We start from the raw sequence: 21,809 nt of genomic DNA, 5'->3' as shown, positions 1-21,809 counted from the left end.
CCGCCCGGAGTTCTAGGCCGCGTCCCTGCGCAGCCGGAACCAGTAGAAGCCGTGGCCCGCGAGTGTGAGCAGGTACGGCAGATCTCCGACCGCCGGGAAGCGCACCCCGCCGAACAGCTCCACCGGGTAGCGCCCCTTGAATCGGCTCAGGTCCACCTCGGTGGGCTGTGCGAAGCGTGAGAAGTTGTGCACGCACAGCACCACGTCGTCTCCTTCGCCCTCCTTCAGGGGCGCCTCGCGCAGGAAGGCGAGGACGGCCGGGTTGGAGGACGGGAGTTCGGTGTAGGTCCCGAGGCCGAAGGCGGGGTTCTGCTTGCGGATCTCGATCATCCGGCGGGTCCAGTGCAGCAGCGAGGAGGGCGACGACATCGACGCCTCGACGTTGGTGACCTGGTACCCGTAGACGGGGTCCATGATGGTCGGCAGGACCAGCCGCCCGGGGTCACAGGACGAAAAACCTGCGTTGCGGTCCGGTGTCCACTGCATCGGGGTGCGGACGGCGTCGCGGTCGCCGAGCCAGATGTTGTCGCCCATGCCGATCTCGTCGCCGTAGTAGAGGATCGGCGAGCCGGGCAGGGAGAGCAGCAGGGCGGTGAACAGCTCGATCTGGTTGCGGTCGTTCTCCAGGAGGGGTGCGAGCCGGCGGCGGATGCCGATGTTGGCGCGCATACGCGGGTCTTTCGCGTATTCCGCGTACATGTAGTCGCGTTCTTCGTCGGTGACCATTTCGAGGGTGAGCTCGTCGTGGTTGCGCAGGAAGATTCCCCATTGGCAGCGGGAGGGGATCGCGGGGGTTTTCGCGAGGATTTCGGAGACCGGGTAGCGGGATTCCCGTCGGACGGCCATGAAGATGCGGGGCATGACGGGGAAGTGGAATGCCATGTGGCATTCGTCGCCGCCGGAGGCGTAGTCGCCGAAGTAGTCGACGACGTCCTCGGGCCACTGGTTGGCCTCGGCGAGGATCACGGTGTCCGGGTAGGCGGCGTCGATCTCCTTGCGGACCCTTCGGAGGAACTCGTGGGTGGCGGGGAGGTTCTCGCAGTTCGTGCCCTCCTCGGCGTACAGGTAGGGCACCGCGTCGAGCCGGAAGCCGTCGATGCCGAGGTCCAGCCAGAACCGCAGCGCGGAGATCATTTCCTCCTGGACGGCCGGGTTCTCGTAGTTGAGGTCCGGCTGGTGGGAGAAGAAGCGGTGGAAGAAGTACTGCTTGCGGACGGGGTCGAAGGTCCAGTTGGAGACTTCGGTGTCGACGAAGATGATGCGGGCGTCGGCGTACTGTTTGTCGTCGTCGGCCCACATGTAGTAGTCGCCGTAGGGTCCGTCGGGGTCTTTTCTCGATTCCTGGAACCACGGGTGCTGGTCGCTGGTGTGGTTCATCACGAAGTCGATGATGACGCGCATGCCGCGTTGGTGGGCGGCGTCGACGAATTCCACGAAGTCGGCGAGGTCGCCGAATTCGGGGAGGACGGCGGTGTAGTCGGACACGTCGTATCCGCCGTCGCGCAGGGGTGATTTGAAGAAGGGCGGCAGCCAGAGGCAGTCGACTCCGAGCCATTGCAGGTAGTCGAGTTTGGCGGTGATGCCCTTGAGGTCGCCGACGCCGTCGCCGTTGCTGTCCTGGAAGGAGCGGACGAGGACCTCGTAGAACACGGCGCGTTTGAACCACTCGGGGTCGCGGTCCTTGGCGGGGGTGTCCTCGAAGGTGTCCGGAACGGGCTCGTTGACGATCATGTTGTGGGTGACCCTCCGATCTGCGGGTTGGACGGTCGCAGGACGGTGAGTACGTGCGCGGGCCGGGTGCCCGGTTCGAGGCGCACGTAGTTGGCCCTGCCCCAGTGGTAGGTCTCGCCGGTGAGCTCGTCGCGCACCGGCACCGACTCGTGCCAGTCCAGGCCGAGTTGCGGCATGTCCAACGACACCGTCGCCTCCTGGGTGTGGTGGGGGTCGAGGTTGACGACCACCAGAACCGTGTTCGAACCGCTCTTGTCCGCGCTCCTCTTCGAGTAGGCGATCACCGCTTCCTTGTCGGTGGGGTGGAAGTGCAGATCGCGCAGTTGCCGCAGGGCGGGGTTCGCCCGCCGGATCTCGTTGAGCTTGGTGACGAGGGGGGCGATGCTGCGGCCCTCCCGCTCGGCGGCCGCCCAGTCACGGGGTTTGAGCTGGTATTTCTCCGAGTCGAGGTATTCCTCGCCGCCCTCGCGCAGGGGTGTGTTCTCGCAGAGTTCGTAGCCGCTGTAGAGGCCCCAGGTGGGGGAGAGGGTCGCGGCCAGGACGGCGCGGATCTCGAAGGCGGGGCGGCCGCCCTGCTGGAGGTAGGCGGGCAGGATGTCGGGGGTGTTGGCGAAGAAGTTGGGCCGCATGTAGGAGGCGGCGTCCCCCGAGAGTTCGGTGAGGTACTCCGTCAGTTCCTGCTTGGTGTTGCGCCAGGTGAAGTAGGTGTACGACTGCTGGAAGCCGATCTGGCCGAGGGTGTGCATCATCGCGGGCCGGGTGAAGGCCTCGGCGAGGAAGATCACGTCGGGGTCGGTGCGGTTGACGTCCGCGATGACCCGCTCCCAGAACACGACCGGCTTGGTGTGCGGGTTGTCCACCCGGAAGATCCGCACCCCGTACGACATCCAGTGCCGCAGCACCCGCACCGTCTCGGCGATCAGGCCGTCGAGGTCGGCGTCGAAGGCGATCGGGTAGATGTCCTGGTACTTCTTCGGCGGGTTCTCGGCGTAGGCGATGGTGCCGTCGGGCCGGTGGTGGAACCACTCGGGGTGTTTCTGCACCCAGGGGTGGTCGGGGGAGCACTGGAGGGCGAAGTCGAGGGCGATCTCCAGACCGAGCTCATGTGCCTGCTCCACGAACCAGGAGAAGTCCTCCAGGGTGCCCAGGTCGGGGTGGACGGCGTCGTGGCCGCCCTCCGGCGAGCCGATCGCCCAGGGCACGCCGACGTCGTCGGGGCCGGGGTCGAGGGTGTTGTTGCGGCCCTTGCGGAACGTGGTGCCGATGGGGTGGATGGGCGGGAGGTAGACGACGTCGAAGCCCATCGCGGCGATGGCGGGCAGTCTGCGCGCGGCGGTGCGGAACGTGCCGTGCGGCTGCTCGGCGGTCCCCTCGGAGCGGGGGAAGAACTCGTACCAGGCGCCGTACAGGGCGCGCTCGCGCTCGACGAGCAGCGGCAGCGGCTCGGAGGCGGTGACCAGGTCCCGCAGCGGGTACCGGCCGAGTACGTCGTCGACCTCCGGCGTCAGGGCCGCCGCCAGCCGGGAGACGGCCGGGCGGGTCTCGTCGCGCAGTGCGCCGGCCGCGGCCAGCAGCGCGGTGCGGTCCGGTTCCTCGGGGACTCCGGCGGCCGCCCGTTCGTACAGGCGCGCACCCTCTTCGAGGACCAGCTCCGTGTCCATCCCCGCGGGGATCTTGATGCGGGCGTGGTGGCGCCAGGTGGAGACCGGGTCGCTCCAGGCCTCCACCGTGTAGGTCCAGTTGCCCGTCGCGTCCGGCGTGACGTCCGCGCCCCAGCGGTCGGTGCCGGGCGCCAGCTCACGCATCGGCGTCCACGGGCCGGGGTGGCCGTCCGGGTCCCGCAGGACGACGTTGGCGGCCACGGCGTCGTGCCCCTCCCGGAACACGGTCGCCGAAACCTCGAAGGTCTCGCCGGGAACGGCCTTCGCGGGCCGGCGGCCCTGCTGGACCAGCGGGCGGACGTCCAGGACGGGTATGCGCCCCACAGCGGTGGCGTAGCCGCCCGCGGAGGATCGCTCCGGGGCCGGCGGACCGGAGGCGGGCGGGGGCACCGGGACGGGAGCGGACCGCTGGGAGTCACCGGCGCTCGCGGCGCCGCCGGGGCTCTCCGTGCTCTCGGGAGTCCCGGGACTCTCCGGGCCCGGGGTCTTCTCGGCGCCCTTGCCGCTTTTGTTCTTGTTCTTGCCCTTGTTGCGAGGCGTCGGGGGTGATGACGGGTGGTGCCTTGCTGGCATGACCGCTCCTGTCCGCATCAACGGGGGGTAGGCGGATGGATGTGGTGGGGAGGGGGTCCTGCGGAGGAGTACCGGAGGAGCCTTCCACCCTATTCGGGTGAGCAATCCGGCGCTTTGTTAACTACTCGCTCGTATATCGGCGGAACAACACCTGCCCCGTCCGGAGGGAACGAAGCCGGCCATGGAACTCCGTTACCTGAACGGGGGGATCTGGAGCAGTTTGTCCGGCGAACCGGGGCCCCGGCCGGAGACCTTGCCGTTCACCGCCCCCGCGACCAGCGTCCGTACGACCTGGGCGGGCGTGGCCCTCGGGCGGTCGGCGAGGACGAGCGCGGCCGCGCCCGCCGCGTGCGGGGCCGCCATCGACGTACCGGACCGGGTCGTCCGGCCGGTGTCGCTCCGGTGGGAGGCGGAGGTGATGGACACGCCCGGCGCGAAGAGGTCCAGGATCGAACCGTAGTTCGAGAAGCTCGCCCGGGCGTCCCCGCGGTCGGTGGCGCCGACCGTGAGAGCCTCCCGCACGTCGGCGGGAGAGTGCAGGGCGGCCGGCCGGCCCGCGTTGCCCGCGGCGACGGTGTACGTGACGCCGGACCGGATGGAGTTGCGGACGGCCGCGTCCAGGACCGGGTTGTAACCGCCGCCCAGGCTGAGGTTGGCGACCGCGGGCTTGTGCGCGTGCCGGGTGACCCACTCGATGCCCGCGACGGTCCGCGCGGTGGTGCCCGCACCGGCGTCGTCGAGGACCCGTACCGCCACCACCTCGGCCTTCCTGGCGACGCCCAGGGTGCTGCCCGCGACGGTCGCGGCGACATGCGTGCCGTGGCCGTTGCCGTCGGCGGCCACCCGGTCGCCCCCGACAAAGTCCCAGCCGTAGCTCGCCCGGCCGCCGAAGTCCGCGTGCGTGATCCGGATGCCGGTGTCGATGACATACACCGTGACCCCGGCTCCCGCGGACTTCGGCCAGCGGTAGCCGTTGTCCAGCGGCCGGCCCGGCTGGTCCACGCGGTCCAGCCCCCAGGACGCCGGATTCCGCGCGCCCTGCGCCGCGTCCAGCGTCACCCGGGTGTCCTGGACGACCGACGCCACACGCGGGTCGGCCGCGAGCCGCCGGGCGCGTCTCCCGTCGGTCTCGACGGCGAACCCGTTGAGGACCGTGCCGTAGGTCCGGCTGATGGTCGCCCCGTAGGAGCCGACCAGACCGCGCCCGGCCGGCGACGACGCCCGGACGCCCGACTTCAGCGTCACCAGGTAGCTTCCGTGGACGGAGCCGGGCCGGCCGGCGCCGCGTACGTTCCCCTCCGGTACGGCGTTCGCGGGCAGGGTGACGGCCGATATGACCACGGTCGTCGCGACCGCGGCCAAGCCTCCCACCACCCCGCGCAGACGCCGTGTCCGCGTCCGTGCCATGGTTCGAGTTCCCCTCCTCGACTCGGCGCACGACGGTCTGACCGGCTTCCGCGACTCTCCCCGGCCCCGCCCGGTACGCCACGGGGCAGCCTCTCGTGCGGGGCGAACGGCCACAAGGTTGCCTGCCGGGGCGCCACAGGGTTTCGGCCCGTTGTCGCCGGTCGGTCCGAAAAGGGTGGGTGCGGGGGCGGCCAGCCCTCAGCGAGGCCCGCGCCGACGCCGGTACCGTCGTAGACGACGTGGACGCACACCGCCGTGCGTCTGTTCCTCACGCACGCCGAGGTGGAATGTGAAGGCGATCCGTCGATTCACCGTCCGACCCCTCCTCCCCGAACCCCTCCGGCCACTCAGCGACCTGGCCCGCAACCTGCGCTGGTCCTGGCATCCGGAGACCCGCGACCTCTTCCGCTCCGTCGACCCCGAGCGCTGGGCCCTCTCCGACGGCGACCCGGTGAGACTCCTCGGCGGCCTGCGCGCGGCGCGCCTCGCCGAGCTCGCCGAGGACCGGCGCTTCCTGCGCAGGCTGAGCGCCGCCGCTGACGACCTGCACGACTACATGACCGGCGACCGCTGGTACCAGGCACAGCCCCGCTCCGCCGGGCTGCCCGCCGCCATCGCCTACTTCTCACCCGAATTCGGTGTCACGGCCGCGCTGCCCCAGTACTCCGGCGGCCTCGGCATCCTCGCCGGCGACCACCTGAAGGCCGCCAGCGACCTGGGCGTTCCGCTGATCGGAGTGGGACTGCTCTACCGGCACGGCTACTTCCGTCAGTCGCTCTCCCGGGACGGCTGGCAGCAGGAGCACTATCCGGTCCTCGACCCCCACGAACTGGCGGTGACCCTCCTGAGGGAGGAGGACGGCACCCCGGCGCAGATCTCCCTCGCCCTCCCCGCCGGCAAACAACTGCACGCCCGGGTCTGGCTGGCCCAGGTCGGCCGGGTCCCGCTCCTCATGCTCGACTCCGACGTCGAGGAGAACGACCTCGGCGAACGCGGGGTGACCGACCGGCTCTACGGCGGAGGCAGCGAGCACCGGCTGCTCCAGGAAATGCTGCTGGGCATAGGAGGTGTCCGGGCGGTACGCACGTACTGCCGCCTGACCGGCCACGCCCCGCCCGAGGTCTTCCACACCAACGAGGGCCACGCCGGCTTCCTCGGCCTGGAACGGATCGCCGAACTCGCCGACTCGGGGCTCGACTTCGACTCCGCACTCGAAGCCGTCCGGGCCGGCACGGTCTTCACCACCCACACCCCCGTCCCCGCCGGGATCGACCGCTTCGACCGTGAGCTGGTCGCCCGCCACTTCGGCCCCCAGGCCGAACTCCCGCACATGGACGTCGACCGCATCCTGCGGCTGGGCCTGGAGACCTACCCGGGCGGCCAGCCGAACCTCTTCAACATGGCTGTCATGGGCCTGCGGCTGGCACAGCGCGCGAACGGCGTGTCGCTGCTGCACGGCCAGGTGAGCCGGGAGATGTTCTCCGGTCTGTGGCCCGGCTTCGACCCGGACGAGGTGCCGATCACCTCCGTCACCAACGGGGTGCACGCCCCGACCTGGGTGGCCCCGGAGGTGCTGCGCCTCGGCGCCCGCCAGATCGGCACCGAGCGCACCGAGGACGCCCTCAGCGTCGGCGGCTCCGAGCGCTGGGACGCCGTCGCCGACATCCCCGACCAGGACATCTGGGAGCTGCGCCGCGACCTGCGCGAGCAACTGGTGGTGGAGGTGCGCAAGAGGCTGAGGGCGTCCTGGCGCCAGCGCGGCGCGGGGACGGCGGAGCTGGGCTGGATCGACGGCGTCCTGGACCCGGACGTCCTCACCATCGGCTTCGCGCGCCGGGTCCCCTCGTACAAACGGCTGACGCTGATGCTGAGGGACCGCGACCGGCTGATGGACCTGCTGCTGCACGCCGAGCGGCCGATCCAGATCGTCGTCGCGGGCAAGGCGCATCCGGCGGACGACGGCGGAAAACGGCTGGTCCAGGAACTGGTCCGGTTCACCGACGACCCGCGCGTCCGGCACCGGATCGTCTTCCTGCCCGACTACGGCATGGCCATGGCGCAGAAGCTGTACCCCGGCTGCGACATCTGGCTCAACAACCCGCTGCGGCCCCTGGAGGCCTGCGGCACGTCCGGCATGAAGGCGGCGCTCAACGGCTGTCTCAACCTGTCCGTCCTCGACGGCTGGTGGGACGAGTGGTTCCAGCCCGACTTCGGCTGGGCGATCCCCACCGCCGACGGCTTCGGCACCGACCCCGACCACCGCGACGACATCGAGGCGGCGGCCCTCTACGACCTCCTCGAACAGCGCATCACCCCCCGCTTCTACGAACGCGGCCAGGCGGGCCTGCCCGACCGCTGGATCGAGATGGTCCGCCAGACCCTCACCCTGCTCGGCCCGAAGGTGCTGGCGGGACGCATGGTCCGCGAATACGTCGAGCGGCTCTACACACCCGCCGCCCACGCGCACCGGACGATGAGCGTCGACACCGCGCGTGAACTCGCCCTCTGGAAGCAGCGGGTGCGCTCGACCTGGCACGCGGTACGGGTCGACCACGTCGAGACGGCGGTGGCCACGACCACCGCCGAACTCGGTACGACCCTCGCCCTGCGGGTCCGCGTCGACCTCGGCGACCTCACCCCCGACGACGTCGAGGTACAGGCCGTCGCGGGCCGGGTCGACGAGGAGGACCGCATCACGGACGCGACGAAGGTCCCGCTGAAACCGGCCGGCGGCCCCGACACGGAGGGCCGCTGGCTGTACGAGGGCCCCCTGTCCCTGGACCGCACCGGACCCTACGGCTACACGGTCCGCATCCTCCCCGCCCACCGACTCCTGGCCTCCGGGGCGGAGCTGGGCCTGGTGGAGGTGCCGTCCGAGGAGGCGGTCGAGGGAGCGGGAGTGCTGCTGCGGTAGGCACGCCCGCCGGGGCGCCGACGGTGTTCCCGTCGGCGCCCCGGCGCTGTCCTGCCGTCCGAGCAGGGCTGACACGGGCTTCGGCGCCCGGCGACCGACTCACACAGAGACCGTGTCCCGCACTTGAGGGGCCGCGGGAAATCCGTGGCGTGGTCGGATGCGGGAGGTTACGCTTCCCGCGATGACTACTCCTTCTCTCGACAGATCGGGGGACTCGTCCGCGCAAGGTGAGTGCTGATGCTCACTCAGATCGCGAACGACGAGTCCTCCCGGCTTTCCTTCTGGCTGCGCGTGCGCGAGTTCGCCGTGCCGGCCTCCATGATCGAGACTGCGACCGCCCGCCGCCACGTCGGTGACTGGGCCGGGGCGTGTGCCGCCGCAGGCATCGACGTCGACCTCGACCTCCGTGCCGTGGCCCGGACCCACGGTCGTGCGTTCGTTTCCCGACTCCGGGCCGATCTGCGCCACTTGGCGCCCGATCTGCTGCGCTGGCACATGCCGAGGGTCGCTCCCGACGGGTTGCTGCGGCCGGGGACGACTGTCTCCCTCGCCCGGTACGACGTCGGTATCGGCGGCGGGGGGCGGGACGACACCCGGTGGCCCGTGCACCTCGTGGTGCGGACCCCGCCCGCCTGGGCGGACGCCGGGCAGCGGTTCAGCCTCGGGCTGTGGGACGGGTCCCACCGCGATCGCGGGCATCCGCATCCTCGTCCCAGCCGGCGGTTCCGGCTGGACCTGCACCGCCACCTGTGGGACGCGCGCAGGGCGGCCGACCTGCGGACCCGGGCGGGAGGCGGGGGTGACGCCCTGCCCGGCCACGGGCTTCCCGTACCGGAGGGCCGCGGCTGTGCCGTCGACCGGTGGGCCGAGGAGGCCGGGATCCTGCTCCGCGCCGAGGGGCGCACCGGGTCCGACGGGACCGTTCTCGTGCGGCTCGGGGGACGACACCGACTGGTTCTCGAACTCGGTCCCGGACCCGGTCCCGGGCTCGATCCCCGACCCGGGTTCGGACGTGGTCCCGGACTTGGTCCTGGTCCCGAGCTTGGGCCCGGACCGGGCCCCGAACCCGGACCCGGGCTCCGGCTCGGTGGTGGGTCGTCCGCTTCGCGGATCACCGCCGTACTCAGCCACGGGGGTGAGGGGACCGTCCTGCCGGTCCTGCCCGACGCGGCGACCTGGGTGCCGCCCGACCTGGAGCTGATCCGCGCCGGCCTGATCGACGCCGACCGGCTGCACCCGCTGGTCGCCTCGGCGCTGGTGCCGGGGCACTCACCACCGACCCGCCCCGACCGGTTCCCGCCTCCGGGCCGGGCCGGGCAGCCGCATCTCGTGGAGTGCCGGGGGGAACGGCACCGGATCGGGTTGGTCGACGGGGTACTGGCCGCGTTCGACCATGACCCGGACGAGGTGCGGCGGGAGGAGTTGCTGGTCGCGCTGACCGGGACTCCGCTGCCCTGCCTTCAGGCCATCGACGACGCCCACCGGCGCCCCGACTGCCTCACCGGCGTGCGCGAGCGCCTGGTGCACGGAGATGTCGACGGGGCGCTGGCCGTCGTCGAAGGGCTGCTCGGCCCGGGCGCGATCCTGCGCGAAGGCCCCCTGCGGGACGAGTTGCAGGCGGCCGCGCGGCGGCGCGTCACCTACGGGCTGTTCCGGGCCGGGCTGGCGGGACCCGGGCCGGGCCGGGTCCCGCCCGGGCGGGACCGCTGCTCCACCCGACGGTCCCGCCCGCGCCACACCTTCATGACTCGCTGAATCCCACCCGGCCTCCGGCCCCCGCCCCCAGTCCTGGGCTGCCGCCCCAGCCCCCAGCCCCTGGCCCCCAGTCCTAGCCCCTGGCCCCCAGTCCTAGCCCCTGGCCCCCAGTCCTAGCCCCTGGCTCGCGCCCAGTCCTGGGCTCCCGCCCTCAGCCCCTGGCTCCCGCCCTCGGCTCCCGCTATCGCCCCCTGGCTCCCACCCCAGTCCTGGGCTCCCGCCCTCGGCTTTCAGCCGGCGGCGGCCGCATCCCACCGACTCCGAAAGGTGATCACCCATGCCCACGTGCACCCCGTCCGCCCTCGTCGACGCCCCCTCCGACCCGTTCGCACCAGGTGACCCGGCTCGCCGCGCGTCGTCCCAACTCGACGTCGCCGCGGACCTGTTGTCCCTGCTCCGCGACTCCACCACCGAACCCCGTCCCGACAGCCAGCTCGAGGCCCTGACCCTGGCCGTGGCCGCCGACCTGCCCGTACTGCTCTGGGGCGAGCCCGGTATCGGCAAGACCGCCGCCCTGACCCAGCTCGCCGCCTCCCTGGACCTGCCGCTCACCACCGTCATCGCGAGCGTCCACGAGCCGTCGGACTTCTCGGGGCTGCCCGTAGTCGGGGACGATCCCGCCGAACAGGGCGTTCCGATGGCCCCGCCGGACTGGGCGGTGCGGCTGGTGCGGGCCGGGAAAGGGCTGCTGTTCCTCGACGAGCTGTCCACCGCTCCGCCCGCCGTGCAGGCCGCGCTGCTCCGTCTCGTGCTCGAACGACGGATCGGCTCGCTGCAACTGCCGCCCGGCGTCCGGATCGTGGCCGCCGCCAACCCGCGGTCCTCGGCGGCCGACGGCTGGGAACTGAGCCCGCCGCTGGCCAACCGGTTCGTGCACCTCCAGTGGGTCCATGACCACGAGGTCGTCGTACGGGGCCTCGGCGGCACCTGGCCCCGGGCGACCCTGCCCCGGCTCGACCCCGCGAAGCTGGCGGAGGCCGTGGACTTCGCCCGGCGCGCGGTGTGCGGGCTGCTCGCCGCCCGGCCCGCGCTCGTGCACCGGCTGCCGAGCGGGGAGGCCCGGCGGGGCGGGCCCTGGCCGTCGCCCCGCAGCTGGGACATGACCCTGAGCCTGATCGCTTTCGCGACCGCCGCCGGCTCCTCCCGCGACGTGCTGTCCCAGCTGGTCCGGGGCACGGTCGGGGACGGGCCGGGACTGGAGCTGCTGGCCAGTCTGGACCGGCTGGATCTGCCCGATCCCGAGACGTTGCTCGCCGACCCTGCGGGTGCCGAACTGCCCGAGCGGGGCGATCTGCGCCAGGCCGTGCTCGACGGCGTCGTGGCGGCGGTTCGCGCCCGGCCGGACCGGTCCCGCTGGGACGCGGCATGGGCGCTGCTGGTCAAGGCGGTGGAGAGCGGCGCCCCTGACCTGGTGGTCGTCCCCGCGACCACCCTCGCCGCCCTCCGCCGGGAGGGCTGGGACGTCCCCGCCGCGATCGAGGGCCTCGCCGGCGCCGTGGCCCTCTCACGGCGGGCGGACCGCGGGGCGGACCGGGCGACGGCACGTCTCGCCGGGACCGCGAGGGCGGGCCGGTGAGCGAGCCGACGACGACCCGGACGCGGACGCGGACGCGGGTGCCGGTGCCGGGCTCGGGCCTTGACCCGGTTCCGGGCCCGGTTCCGGAACCGGGCCATGACCTGCGCCCGGTCTCGGACCCGGCACCGGGACCAGAACCGGCCATCGCTCCCGAGGCGGCCCCTTCCCCGCCGCTGCGCCCGAGCCCGAGCCCCACCCCGAGCCCGAGCCCGAACACGAGCCCCACCCCGAGCTCGGACCCTGCCCTGGCCCTGGACCTGGACAAGCTCCTCGCCGCCCGGCTCCAGGCGGCTCGTGTGCGGCCCTATCTGGCGACGGCGCTGTTCGCCCTGCATGTCGTCGCGTCGCGGCAGGTGCCGACGATGGCCGTCGACCGGCACTGGCGCTGCTACGCCTCACCCGCGTTCGTGGACCGCATGCCGGTGGAGGACCTGGCCGCGGTGTGGGTGCACGAGGTGTCGCATCTGCTCCGCGACCACCACGGGCGCAGTGACCGGTTCGCCCGGCAGCACGGACTGACCGGACCGGGTGAGCGGCTGCGGATGAACATCGCCGCCGACTGCGAGATCAACGACGACGCGTTCGGGGACGGGCTGGTGGAGCCCGAAGGCGCTGTCCGGCCCGCGTCGTTGGGGCTGCCGGAGGGGGAGCTGATGGAGGAGTACCTCACCCGGTTCCGGCTCGGGCCGCACACGGAGGGGCTCTCCTGGCTGGACTGCGGGAGCGGCGCCGACGGACTGGACCGGGAGTGGGAACTGGGTCCCGACGGCGCGGAGGGGCTCAGCAAGGAGGAACGGGACGCCGTCCGGTTCCGGGTGGCGCAGGGCATCAACGGCAGGCCGGGACGTGCCCCGAAGCAGTGGAAGAGGTGGGCGGAGGAGGCGTTCCACCCGACGCAGCCGTGGCGGGAGTTGCTGGGCGCGGCCGTCCGTTCGGCGACCTCCGGACCGGGCGCGGGCGAGGACTACAGTTACGGCCGTCCGGCGCGCCGCTCGGCGGGTCTCCCCGGGGTCGTCCTGCCGAGCCTGCGCCGCAGACCGCCCCGGGTCTGCGTGGTCATCGACACCTCGGGATCGGTCAGCGACGCCGAACTGGGCAGCGCGCTCCTGGAGGTCGCCGCGATCGCCCGCGCGGTGGGCGGCCGTCGCGACCTGGTCACCGTGGTGCCGTGCGACGCCTCGGCCGGGTTCGTGCACACGCTGTGCCGTGGCGAGGGGATCCCCCTGCTGGGCGGCGGCGGAACGGATCTGCGCGCCGGCTTCGCCAAGGCACTGCGCACGACGCCCCGCCCTGACGCGGTCGTCGTCCTCACCGACGGCCAGACCCCCTGGCCGCAAACCCGCCCGGCCTGCCGCACGGTGGTCGGTCTGTTCCCCCGTGGTCCGAGCGCGTACATGGAGAACAACCCCGACTACGTCCCGGACACCCCACCCGCCTGGGCGCGGGTGGTGGAGATCGGCTAGGGGTGGGGGCAGGGGGCGGGACACGTCGCCGAGCGCCGAGCGCCGAGCGCCGAGCGCCGAGTGAGGACGGGGCCGGGGTCAGGGTCGGGGCCGGGGCCGGCCTCGCGTCCGCTACGACTCCTCGCCGCCGCTCAGGCCCCGCAGGACCAGACCGCACCGTCGTGCGTACGCCTGCTGAAGGCCGCGAGCGGCCGGGCCGGCGGCCTTCGCGTACCACTTCGCGCCCTTGCTGAAGGCGGAGACCGTCAGCCAGACCGTGCCGTCTCCCGTGCGGTCGACGACGAAGGACTCCTCACCGCATTCGGGGTGGCCGGGGAGGGTTCCGTAGGCCCAGCCGGCCCGCCGGTGTTCGTCCACCGTCCACACCACTCGGCAGGGGGCTTTTATGAGCCCTGCCAGCGTGACCGTGACGTCGACGGCCGGGGCGGCGCGGTCCGCCGAGGCGTCGATGCCGACGCCCAGCGCGCGGTGCATCTCCCAGGTCATGACCGCTTCCGCGGCGCGGCGGAAGACCTCGTGGCCCTCGCCGAGACGGGTGCGGACGTGGAGCGGGCGGAAGCCCGCAGGGCACTGGCCGGGGAGGTCGCGGGTCGCGCCGACGTCGGTGTAGGTGAAGTCCTGCTCAGACATGGGGCCCAAGCGTAGGGCGGCACCCGGGGATGCCTTCCTCCCGGGTGCCGCCCATGAGCAATCAGGCAGGGGTCAGCTGACGTTGACCGCCGACCAGGCCGCCGCCACCGCCTTGTACTCGGTGCTGGTGGAGCCGTACAGCGCCGAGGCCGCGCTGAGGGTGCCCGTCCGCGCCGACTTGTAGTTCGTCGTCGACGTGAAGTAGGTCGTCAGCGCCTTGTACCAGATCTGGAGCGCCTTGGCGCGGCCGATGCCGGTGACCGTGGAGCCGTTGGACGTGGGCGAGTTGTAGCTCACGCCGTTGATCGTCTTCGCGCCGCTGCCCTCCGAGAGGAGGTAGAAGAAGTGGTTCGCGACACCGGACGAGTAGTGGACGTCCTTGTTGCCGACGGTGGAGGACCAGGAGTCCGCCGAGCCGCCGTCCTTGCTGGGCTTGTCCATGTAGCGAAGCGGCGAGCCGTCGCCGTTGATGTCGATCTCCTCGCCGATGAGGTAGTCACCGACGTCGTTGGAGTTGGCCGCGTAGAACTCCACGCCCGTGCCGAAGATGTCCGAGGTGGCCTCGTTGAGGCCGCCGGACTCGCCGCTGTAGTTGAGGCCCGCCGTGTTCGAGGTGACGCCGTGGCTCATCTCGTGGCCGGCCACGTCCAGCGAGGTCAGCGGGTGGGTGTTGCCGTCGCCGTCGCCGTACGTCATGCAGAAGCAGCTGTCGTCCCAGAACGCGTTGACGTACGCGTTGCCGTAGTGGACGCGGGAGTAGGCGGCGACGCCGTTGTTCTTGATGCCGCTGCGGCCGAACGTGGACTTGTAGAAGTCCCAGGTGACCTGCGCGCCGTAGGCGGCGTCGACGGCGGCCGTCTGGTCGGCGGTGGAGCTGGAGGCCGCGCCGGTGCCCCACGTGTCGTCCGCGTCGGTGAACAGGGTGCCCGCGGAGGAGGAGGTGCCGTGCGACTTGTTGTACGTCTTGTGGCCGCCGCGCGTGCCGTCGGTCAGGTTGTACGTCGTGCCCGACTTGGTCGTGCCGAGAGTGACCGTGCCCGAGTAGAGGCTCTTGCCGGTGCCGGTCTCGATGCCCTGGTACTCGTAGAGCTTCTTGCCGGTGGCCGCGTCGGTGATGACGTGCAGCTCGCTCGGGGTGCCGTCGTCCTGGAGGCCGCCGACGACCGTCTCGAAGGCGAGGACCGGGGTTCCGTTCGCTGCCCAGATGACCTTGCGGGGGGCCTGGTCCGCCGAGGCGGCCTCGGAGCCCACTGCCTTGGCGGCGGTGAGGGCCTGCGTCTCGGCCTTGGCGGCGGCGACCTTCGGGGTCAGCGTCGCCACCTTGATGGTGGCCGTGTTCGCCTTGGTGACTCCCTTGGCCGCGCCGGTCGCCGACTCGTGCACGACGAGGTCGCCGCCGAGGACCGGCAGGCCCGCGTAGGTGCGCTCGTACCGGGTGTGCACCGTGCCGTCGGCGTCCTTGACGACGTCCTTGACGACGAGCTTCTCCTTCACGCCGAGACCTATCGCCTGGGCGGTCTCGGGCGCGTCGGCCTGCTGCTGCTTGATCAGCGTCGTGCGGGCGGCGGCCGACAGCTGGACCGGTGCGGCCAGCGGGACGGACTTGCCGGAGGACTCCGCCGGGGTCTGGGCGGCGGCGGTGCCGGAGGTCAGTCCGGTGGTGACCAGGGCTCCGGCCGCGACGGCGGTGGCGATGGCCAGAGTGGTGCGCTTGTGACGCGCGTAGAGGGAGGTCACACAAGCTCCTTGGATGTGGGGGTGCCCGGTCGGCGTGGGGCGGCCGGCCGTGACGGTTGTGAAGTTGTGCGGCGGTTGACACGAAGACTGGCATCAAGGCGCGTACATGTCAGGACCCCGAAGTGATGTTGGCTGAAAACCAACTCCCGGGTGAACATTGCGGGAATGTAAACGGACTTGACCTCGGTAAAAGACCAACAGGGCGTAGGTAAGGCACCGGCAAAAAGGGGACGCCGCCCCGGGGGAGTCGGACCTCCGGGACGGCGACCTGTGCGGTGCCTCTGCGGCGGCTGTGCGCGGCCCGTGCGGGCCTCCTGGCCTACGGGAAGGTCAGCTTGAAGCTGTTGATGTAGCCGGTGTCCCGGGCCGCGTTGTCCTGGACCCGCAACTGCCATACGCCGTTGGCGACTTCGGAGGAGGCGTTCACGGTGTAGGTGGTGTTGATGTTGTCCGTGCTCCCGCCGGTGCCGTACGCCTTCAGCGTGTACGCCGTACCGTCCGGAGCCACCAGCTGCACCTGGAGGTCACCGATGTAGGTGTGCACGATGTCGACCGCCACCGCGAGGTTCGAAGGCGCGTTGCCGGTCCGGCCGGAGACGGTGACCGAGGAGGTGACCGCCGCCCCGTTGTCCGGAATCGATACGTCGGCGGTGTTCTCGAAGGAGGTGCCGCCACCGCCGCCTCCGCCGGAACGGGCGCCGACCGCCACGCCGGCCCACGCGTCCTGCACCGCCTTGTACTCGGTGGAGGTCGTGCCGTACAGCTCACCGGCCGCCGCGAGCGTGCCGGTGCGGGCCGCCGCGTAGTTGGTGGTCGAGGTGAACTTCGTGCTCAGCGCGCGGAACCAGATCTTCTCCGCCTTGTCCCGGCCGATGCCGGTGACCGGAAGGCCGTCCGAGGTCGGCGAGTTGTAGCTCACGCCGTTGATGACCTTGGCGCCGCTGCCCTCGCTCAGCAGGTAGAAGAAGTGGTTCGCCGGGCCGGACGAGTAGTGGACGTCCACCGACCCGATCCCCGAGTACCAGCTGTCCTTGGACGCGCCGTCCTTGCTCGGCTTGTCCATGTAACGCAGCGGCGAGCCGTCGCCGTTGATGTCGATCTCCTCGCCGATGAGGTAGTCACCGACGTCCGAGGAGTTCTGGGCGTAGAACTCGACCGAGGTGCCGAAGATGTCCGAGGTGGCCTCGTTGAGGCCGCCGGACTCGCCGCTGTAGTTCAGGCCCGCGGTGTTGGCGGTGACGCCGTGCGTCATCTCGTGGCCGGCCACGTCGATGGCGGTGAGCGGGTGGGTGTTGCCCGAACCGTCGCCGTAGGTCATGCAGAAGCAGCTGTCCTGCCAGAACGCGTTGACGTAGTTGTTGCCGTAGTGGACCCGGGAGTACGCGCCGACACCGTCGCCCCTGATGCCGGAACGGCCGTGCACGTTCTTGTAGTAGTCCCACGTCAGGGCCGCGCCGTAGTGCGCGTCGGCCGCCGCCGTCTCCGTGTTCGACGCGGCCCCGTTGCCCCAGATGTCGTCCGGGCCCGAGAAGAGCGTGCCGGTGCCGGAGGTGCCGCGGTTGAGGTTGTACGTCTTGTGCGCGCCCCGCGCCGCGTCGGTCAGGTTGTACGTCGACCCCGACTGCGTGGTGCCCAGGGTGACCTGGCCGCTGTACATGGTGTTGCCGGTACCGGTCTCGACGCCCTGGTACTCGTAGAGCTTCTTGCCGGTGGTCGCGTCGGTGATGACGTGCAGCTCGTTCGGGGTGCCGTCCTCCTGGAGGCCTCCGACGACCGTCTCGTACGCGAGGACCGGTGTGCCGTTCGCCGCCCAGATCACCTTGCGCGGCGCCTGGTCGGTGGCCGCCCTGTCGGCGCCGGCGGCCCTGGCGAGGCCGAGCGCCTGCTTCTGCGCCTTGGCCGCGCTGACGGCCGGTGTGAGCGACGCGACCTTGATGGCCGCCCTGGTGGCCCTGGTGACGCCCTCGGTGGCGCCGGACTTCGCGGTCTCGACGACCAGGTCGCCGCCCAGGACCGGCAGCCCGCCGTAGGTGCGCTCGTAGCGGGTGTGCAGGGTGCCGTCGGCGTCCTTGACGACGTCACGGACGACGAGCGCCTCCTTGGCGCCGAGGCCCAGCTCCTTGGCGGTCGCCACCTTGCCGGCGTCCGCGTCGCGTATCAGCGCGGCGCGCTGGGCCGGGGTGAGGCGAACCGACTCGGCGCCCGGGTTCGCCCGGCCCGCCGCCTGCGGTGCCTTCTCCTGGGCGGCGACAGCGGCGCCCGACTGGACGGCGGCGGCGATGAGCGCGGAGACGCCGACGAGGGCGACGGCCGCGGCACGACGGGAGGTGTGGGGGGTGCGTCTGCGAGAGGGACTGCTGCTCAACACTGACTCCTTCTGCGCGGCCGCGGGTCACGCGGCCAGGGGAGACCCGACGGCGGGTGAGCCGTGCGGGCACGACAAAGGCGGTACGCAGAACAAAGGCGGAACGTGGAGCGTGCACATGAAGCGGCTGTAGCTGTGGGGTTGCTGTGAACCAGCAGTGGGAAGAGTGGCAGTGGATTGCGCTGTCTGTCAGGAGCGCGTCAGGAAGTTGGCCGGAAACTGTTCGTTGTCCGAGAATTCATGTTCGATATTCGGACGGTGGTTTTCGGTAGGCGTTTTCCCCGAAGTCCGCTCGCGGCAAAGTCACTTGGGGAGCCGGCGGCGAGGACGGCGACGCGTACGCCGTGACGGCATAGCGGGCTTCAGGGACTGCCCGGGGACCGGCCTCGGCCGTCAGCGCTCTCCCCGGGCTCCCCGTGCCACGTCCGCCACAGTGCCGCGTACGCCCCGTCCCCCGTCACCAGCGCCTCGTGCGTGCCGAGTTCGGTGAGGCGGCCGTCCTGCATCACGGCGACCCGGTCCGCGTCGTGCGCGGTGTGCAGGCGATGGGCGATGGCGATGACGGTCCGGCCCCGCAGCACGGCGGCCAGGGCGCGTTCGGTGTGCCGGGCGGTGGCCGGATCGAGCAGGGCCGTCGCCTCGTCCAGGATCAGCGTGTGCGGGTCGGCCAGCACCACCCGGGCCAGGGCGAGTTGCTGGGCCTGCGAGCCGTCCGTACGCCGACCGGCCCCGCCGAGCTCGGCGTCGAGGCCGCCGGGCAGCTCACGGACCCAGTCGGCGGCGCCGACCGCGGCCAGCGCCGCCCACAACTGTGCGTCGCTCGCGGTCGGTTCGGCGATCAGCAGGTTGTCGCGGACGGTACCGAGGAAGACGTGGTGTTCCTGCGTGACGAGCACGACCTGCCGGCGCAGCGTCCCGGGCGCCAGGTCCGCGACCGGCACCCCGCCCACCGTCACGGTGCCGGCGCTCGGCGCGTCCACGCCGGCGAGCAGTCTGCTCAGCGTGGTCTTGCCCGCGCCGGACGGGCCGACCACAGCGAGCCGCTCGCCGGGCCGCACGGTCAGGTCGACCCCGCGCAGCACCTCGCCGCCGTGCTCGTAGGCGTACCGCAGGCCCGTCACGTCGATCCGGTCGTCCGCCGGGACGGGCGCCCCCGCGTCCTGCTCGGCCCGCGGCGCCCGGGCCAGGCCCTCCACCCGCGCGAACGAGGCGCCACTGCTCTGGAACTGCTCGACGCGCAGCAGGATCTGGTCGAGCGGTTCGGTGAACTGCCGCAGGTACAGGGCCGCCGCCACCACCGCGCCGAGGCTCATCGCACCCCGCGCGTGCAGGGCGCCGCCCAGCAGCAGCACGCCCGCCACCGGCAGTGTGTACGACACCTCGATCACCGGGAAGAAGACGGTGCGCAGGTACAGGGTGCGCAATCGGGTGCGACGCGAAACCTCCAGCGCGTCCCGGCTCGCCGCCGTCCGCCGTTCCTGGAGCCGGAACGCCTCGACCGTCCGCGCGCCGGACGCGGTGGCGGCGACGATCTCGGCGACCTCGGAGGTCGCCGCGCCCTCCGCGAGGTAGGCCGCGCGGGCCCGCCGCAGATACCAGCGCAGCGCGAACCAGATCGGGGTCAGTCCCAGCACTCCGATCGCGCCGAGCAGCGGATCGATGACGAACACCGCGCCGAGCGTGACCAGCGCCTGGACCGTGCAGACCAGCAGCTCGGGCCCGGCGTCCCGCAGGGTCGTGCCCACGGCCGCCACGTCGGCCGTGCCACGCGTGGTCAGATCGCCGGTGCCCGCCCGCTCCACCACCGAGGCGGGCAGCGCCAGCGCCCGCCCCACGAACTCCTCCCGCACCCGCGCCAGCGTCCGCTCGCCGAAGCGGTGCCCCGCGTACCGCGCCCAGCGTGCCAGCAGCAGTTGCGCGACCGCGCACACCAGGATGGCCGCGGCCAGCCGGTCCACGGCCCCGGTGCCGTGGCCGGCCCGCACCTCGTCGATGATCCGCCCCAGCAGCCACGGGCCCGCCAGCCCGGCCCCGGCGGCGAGCACGTTGAGGGCGAGAGCGCCGGCGAAGGCCCGCCGGTCGGCCCGCAGCAACCGCACCGCTGCCCGGCGCACGTCGGCGGGCTCGGCGACCGGCAGCCGTCCCGAGGGCCCGTCGGCCACCGTCATCGCACAGCCCCCTCGGCGTCGGCGCCGTTGTCCGCGTCCGCGCCCGTCCCCGCTCCCGGAGAACCGCCCGTAACCGCCCGCGTGTCCCGTTCGGCGTCCTGATCGGCGCCGTCGGCGTCCCGCGCCACCAACGCGCGGTAGCCCGGCTCCCGCTCCAGCAGGTCGTGATGGCGGCCGGTCGCCGCGACCTTCCCGTCGACCAGGTAGTGCACGGTCTCCGCCTGGTCCAGGACCAGCGGGGAGGTGGTGGTCACGACCGTGGTCCGGCCGGCGCGGGCCGCGCGCAGCCGCCGGGCGACCGCCGCCTCCGTGTGAGCGTCGAGCGCCGACGTGGGCTCGACGGCCAGCAGCACCTCGGCGTCGGCGAGCAGCGCCCGCACCAGCCGGACCCGCTGCCGCTGGCCCCCGGAGAGGCTGCGGCCCTGTGCGGTCACGGGCGATGCGAGCCCCTCCGTCAGACCCTGCACGATGTCGTCGGCCGCCGCCGCCCGCACCGCCTGTGCGATCTCCGCCGGGGAGGGCTCGCGCCGTCCGCCCACCACCTCGCGCAGACTGCCGGCGAACAGGTCGGCCTCGTTGTCGGCGACCAGGATCCGCGCCCTGACCTGGTCCAGCGGGACGGCGTCCAGTCGTACCGCGCCCCAGGTGACGTCCGAGGGCCCGTACCGGCCGAGCCGGTCCACGACGGCGGTCACCTCCGCGTGCCGCGCACCGACCAGCGCGGTCAGCCGGCCCGGCGCCACCCGCACGCCCGAGGCGGGATCATGCAGCACCGACGGCTCGGCGGGCGCGTCGGCGGCCCCGGGGCCGGCGCCGGTGCCGGGGTCCGGCTCCAGTCGCAGCAGCCGTACGACGCGGCGCGCGGCCACCACGCCCCTGCTGAGCTGGTAGCCCATGTCGACGAGGAACGCCACCGGGCCGATCAGGACCGCCACATAGCCGTACACCGACACCAACTCGCCCACGGTCATGTCACCGCGGGCGGCGAGCCGGGCCGCCAGCCAGGTCACCACGGCGAGGAACAGCGTCGGCAGTCCCACCCCGAGCGCCTGCATCCAGCTGGTGACCGAGCCCACCCGGTAGCCCTGCGCCCGCAGCCGCTGAGAGTCGCGGCCGAAGGAGTCCGCGAACAGCTCCTTGCCCCCGAACCCGTTGAGGACCCGCAGCCCGCCGGCGAGATCGCCGATCCGCGCGGTGAGCACGCCCTGCCGCTCCCGGTACTCGGACTCCGTGCCCTGCAACCGCGACATCAGCGGCCCGACCATCACCGCGACCACCGGCATCCCCAGCAGCACGACGGCCGCGAGCAGCGGCGAGACGGACAGCAGCAGCCCGGCGACGAAGACGTAGACGACGACCGAACCGACGCCCGGCCCCACCACCGTCAGGGCGCCCGCGATCGTGTGCACGTCGCTCACCCCGATGGTGACGACCTCCCCGGTCCCCATCCGGCCCGGCAGCGCCGCGCCGAGCCGCACCGTGTGCCCGACGACGACCTTGGTGGTGCGGAGGTAGGCGTCCATGCGGACCCGTGTCATCGTGCGGTGCCGCATGATGCTCACCCACGCGTTGAGCGCGCCCACGACGAACAGGGCCGTCGTCCAGCCGGCCAGGGCCGCCGTGTCACCGGGTTCGAGACCGTCGTCCACCGCCTTCGACAGCAGGTACGGCGCCACGGCCAGCAGCACCATCCAGACGCTGGCCAGCACCGCCCCGGCCAGCGACCGCCAGGGCTGGCAGCGCACCAGCCACGCCAGATACGCCCAGCCGCCCCGGCGGTCGGGCGTGCCGGGATCCTCGTACGCGTCGACCATCCACTCGTCCTTCCG

Annotated in this window: 12 protein-coding genes; 4 read left to right on the top strand and 8 right to left on the bottom strand. The window is 72.3% G+C overall.

The window, feature by feature from the left end; translation table 11 throughout:
* Positions 1-12: 12 nt before the first annotated feature.
* From treS to OHS71_RS13520, 3 genes are all read right to left on the bottom strand, one after another.
* Positions 13-1,731 (bottom strand): maltose alpha-D-glucosyltransferase, encoded by a 1,719-nt coding sequence (treS, locus tag OHS71_RS13530; RefSeq protein WP_328479633.1) that lies wholly within the window; start codon positions 1,729-1,731, stop codon positions 13-15.
* Positions 1,728-3,965, bottom strand: coding sequence for a maltotransferase domain-containing protein (locus tag OHS71_RS13525; RefSeq protein WP_328479632.1), 2,238 nt, complete (start codon positions 3,963-3,965; stop codon positions 1,728-1,730). The genes treS and OHS71_RS13525 overlap by 4 nt, the downstream gene beginning before the upstream one ends.
* Positions 3,966-4,157: 192 nt before the next feature.
* Positions 4,158-5,372, bottom strand: a complete 1,215-nt coding sequence (locus tag OHS71_RS13520) for a S8 family peptidase (protein ID WP_328479631.1) — start codon at positions 5,370-5,372, stop codon at positions 4,158-4,160.
* A 289-nt stretch (positions 5,373-5,661) separates the two neighbouring features.
* Here OHS71_RS13520 and OHS71_RS13515 point away from each other — a divergent pair, with 289 nt between their 5' ends.
* The 4 genes from OHS71_RS13515 to OHS71_RS13500 all read left to right on the top strand — a co-directional run bounded on the left by OHS71_RS13515 (position 5,662) and on the right by OHS71_RS13500 (position 13,080).
* On the top strand, positions 5,662-8,286 hold the full coding sequence (locus OHS71_RS13515; RefSeq protein ID WP_328479630.1) for a glycosyltransferase family 1 protein: 2,625 nt from the start codon (positions 5,662-5,664) through the stop codon (positions 8,284-8,286).
* Between the two features lie 237 nt (positions 8,287-8,523).
* Positions 8,524-10,041, top strand: a complete 1,518-nt coding sequence (locus OHS71_RS13510; RefSeq protein WP_328479629.1) for a hypothetical protein — start codon at positions 8,524-8,526, stop codon at positions 10,039-10,041.
* 277 nt (positions 10,042-10,318) lie between these two features.
* Positions 10,319-11,617, top strand: coding sequence for an AAA family ATPase (locus OHS71_RS13505; protein ID WP_328479628.1), 1,299 nt, complete (start codon positions 10,319-10,321; stop codon positions 11,615-11,617).
* A 245-nt stretch (positions 11,618-11,862) separates the two neighbouring features.
* A complete protein-coding gene (locus tag OHS71_RS13500; protein ID WP_328484497.1) occupies positions 11,863-13,080 on the top strand; it encodes a vWA domain-containing protein in 1,218 nt (405 codons plus the stop codon).
* Between the two features lie 111 nt (positions 13,081-13,191).
* Here OHS71_RS13500 and OHS71_RS13495 read toward each other — a convergent pair whose 3' ends face one another.
* The 5 genes from OHS71_RS13495 to OHS71_RS13475 form a co-directional block, all read right to left on the bottom strand.
* Positions 13,192-13,710 carry a DUF1990 domain-containing protein gene (locus OHS71_RS13495; RefSeq protein WP_328479627.1) on the bottom strand — a complete coding sequence of 173 codons (519 nt, stop codon included), beginning with the start codon at positions 13,708-13,710 and terminating at the stop codon, positions 13,192-13,194.
* Between the two features lie 72 nt (positions 13,711-13,782).
* Positions 13,783-15,447, bottom strand: a complete 1,665-nt coding sequence (locus OHS71_RS13490; RefSeq protein WP_328479626.1) for a M4 family metallopeptidase — start codon at positions 15,445-15,447, stop codon at positions 13,783-13,785.
* A 319-nt stretch (positions 15,448-15,766) separates the two neighbouring features.
* On the bottom strand, positions 15,767-17,815 hold the full coding sequence (locus OHS71_RS13485) for a M4 family metallopeptidase (protein ID WP_443046932.1): 2,049 nt from the start codon (positions 17,813-17,815) through the stop codon (positions 15,767-15,769).
* 359 nt (positions 17,816-18,174) lie between these two features.
* Positions 18,175-19,980, bottom strand: a complete 1,806-nt coding sequence (locus OHS71_RS13480) for an ABC transporter ATP-binding protein (protein WP_328479624.1) — start codon at positions 19,978-19,980, stop codon at positions 18,175-18,177.
* Entirely contained in the window at positions 19,977-21,794 is a 1,818-nt protein-coding gene (locus OHS71_RS13475) for an ABC transporter ATP-binding protein (RefSeq protein WP_328479623.1), read from the bottom strand. The genes OHS71_RS13480 and OHS71_RS13475 overlap by 4 nt, the downstream gene beginning before the upstream one ends.
* Positions 21,795-21,809 lie beyond the last annotated feature (15 nt).

It is taken from the genome of Streptomyces sp. NBC_00377 (assembly GCF_036075115.1).
GTDB lineage: Bacteria > Actinomycetota > Actinomycetes > Streptomycetales > Streptomycetaceae > Streptomyces.
The sequence above is the reverse complement of the archived record's forward strand: the minus strand, read 5'-3'. Positions and strand labels throughout refer to the sequence as shown.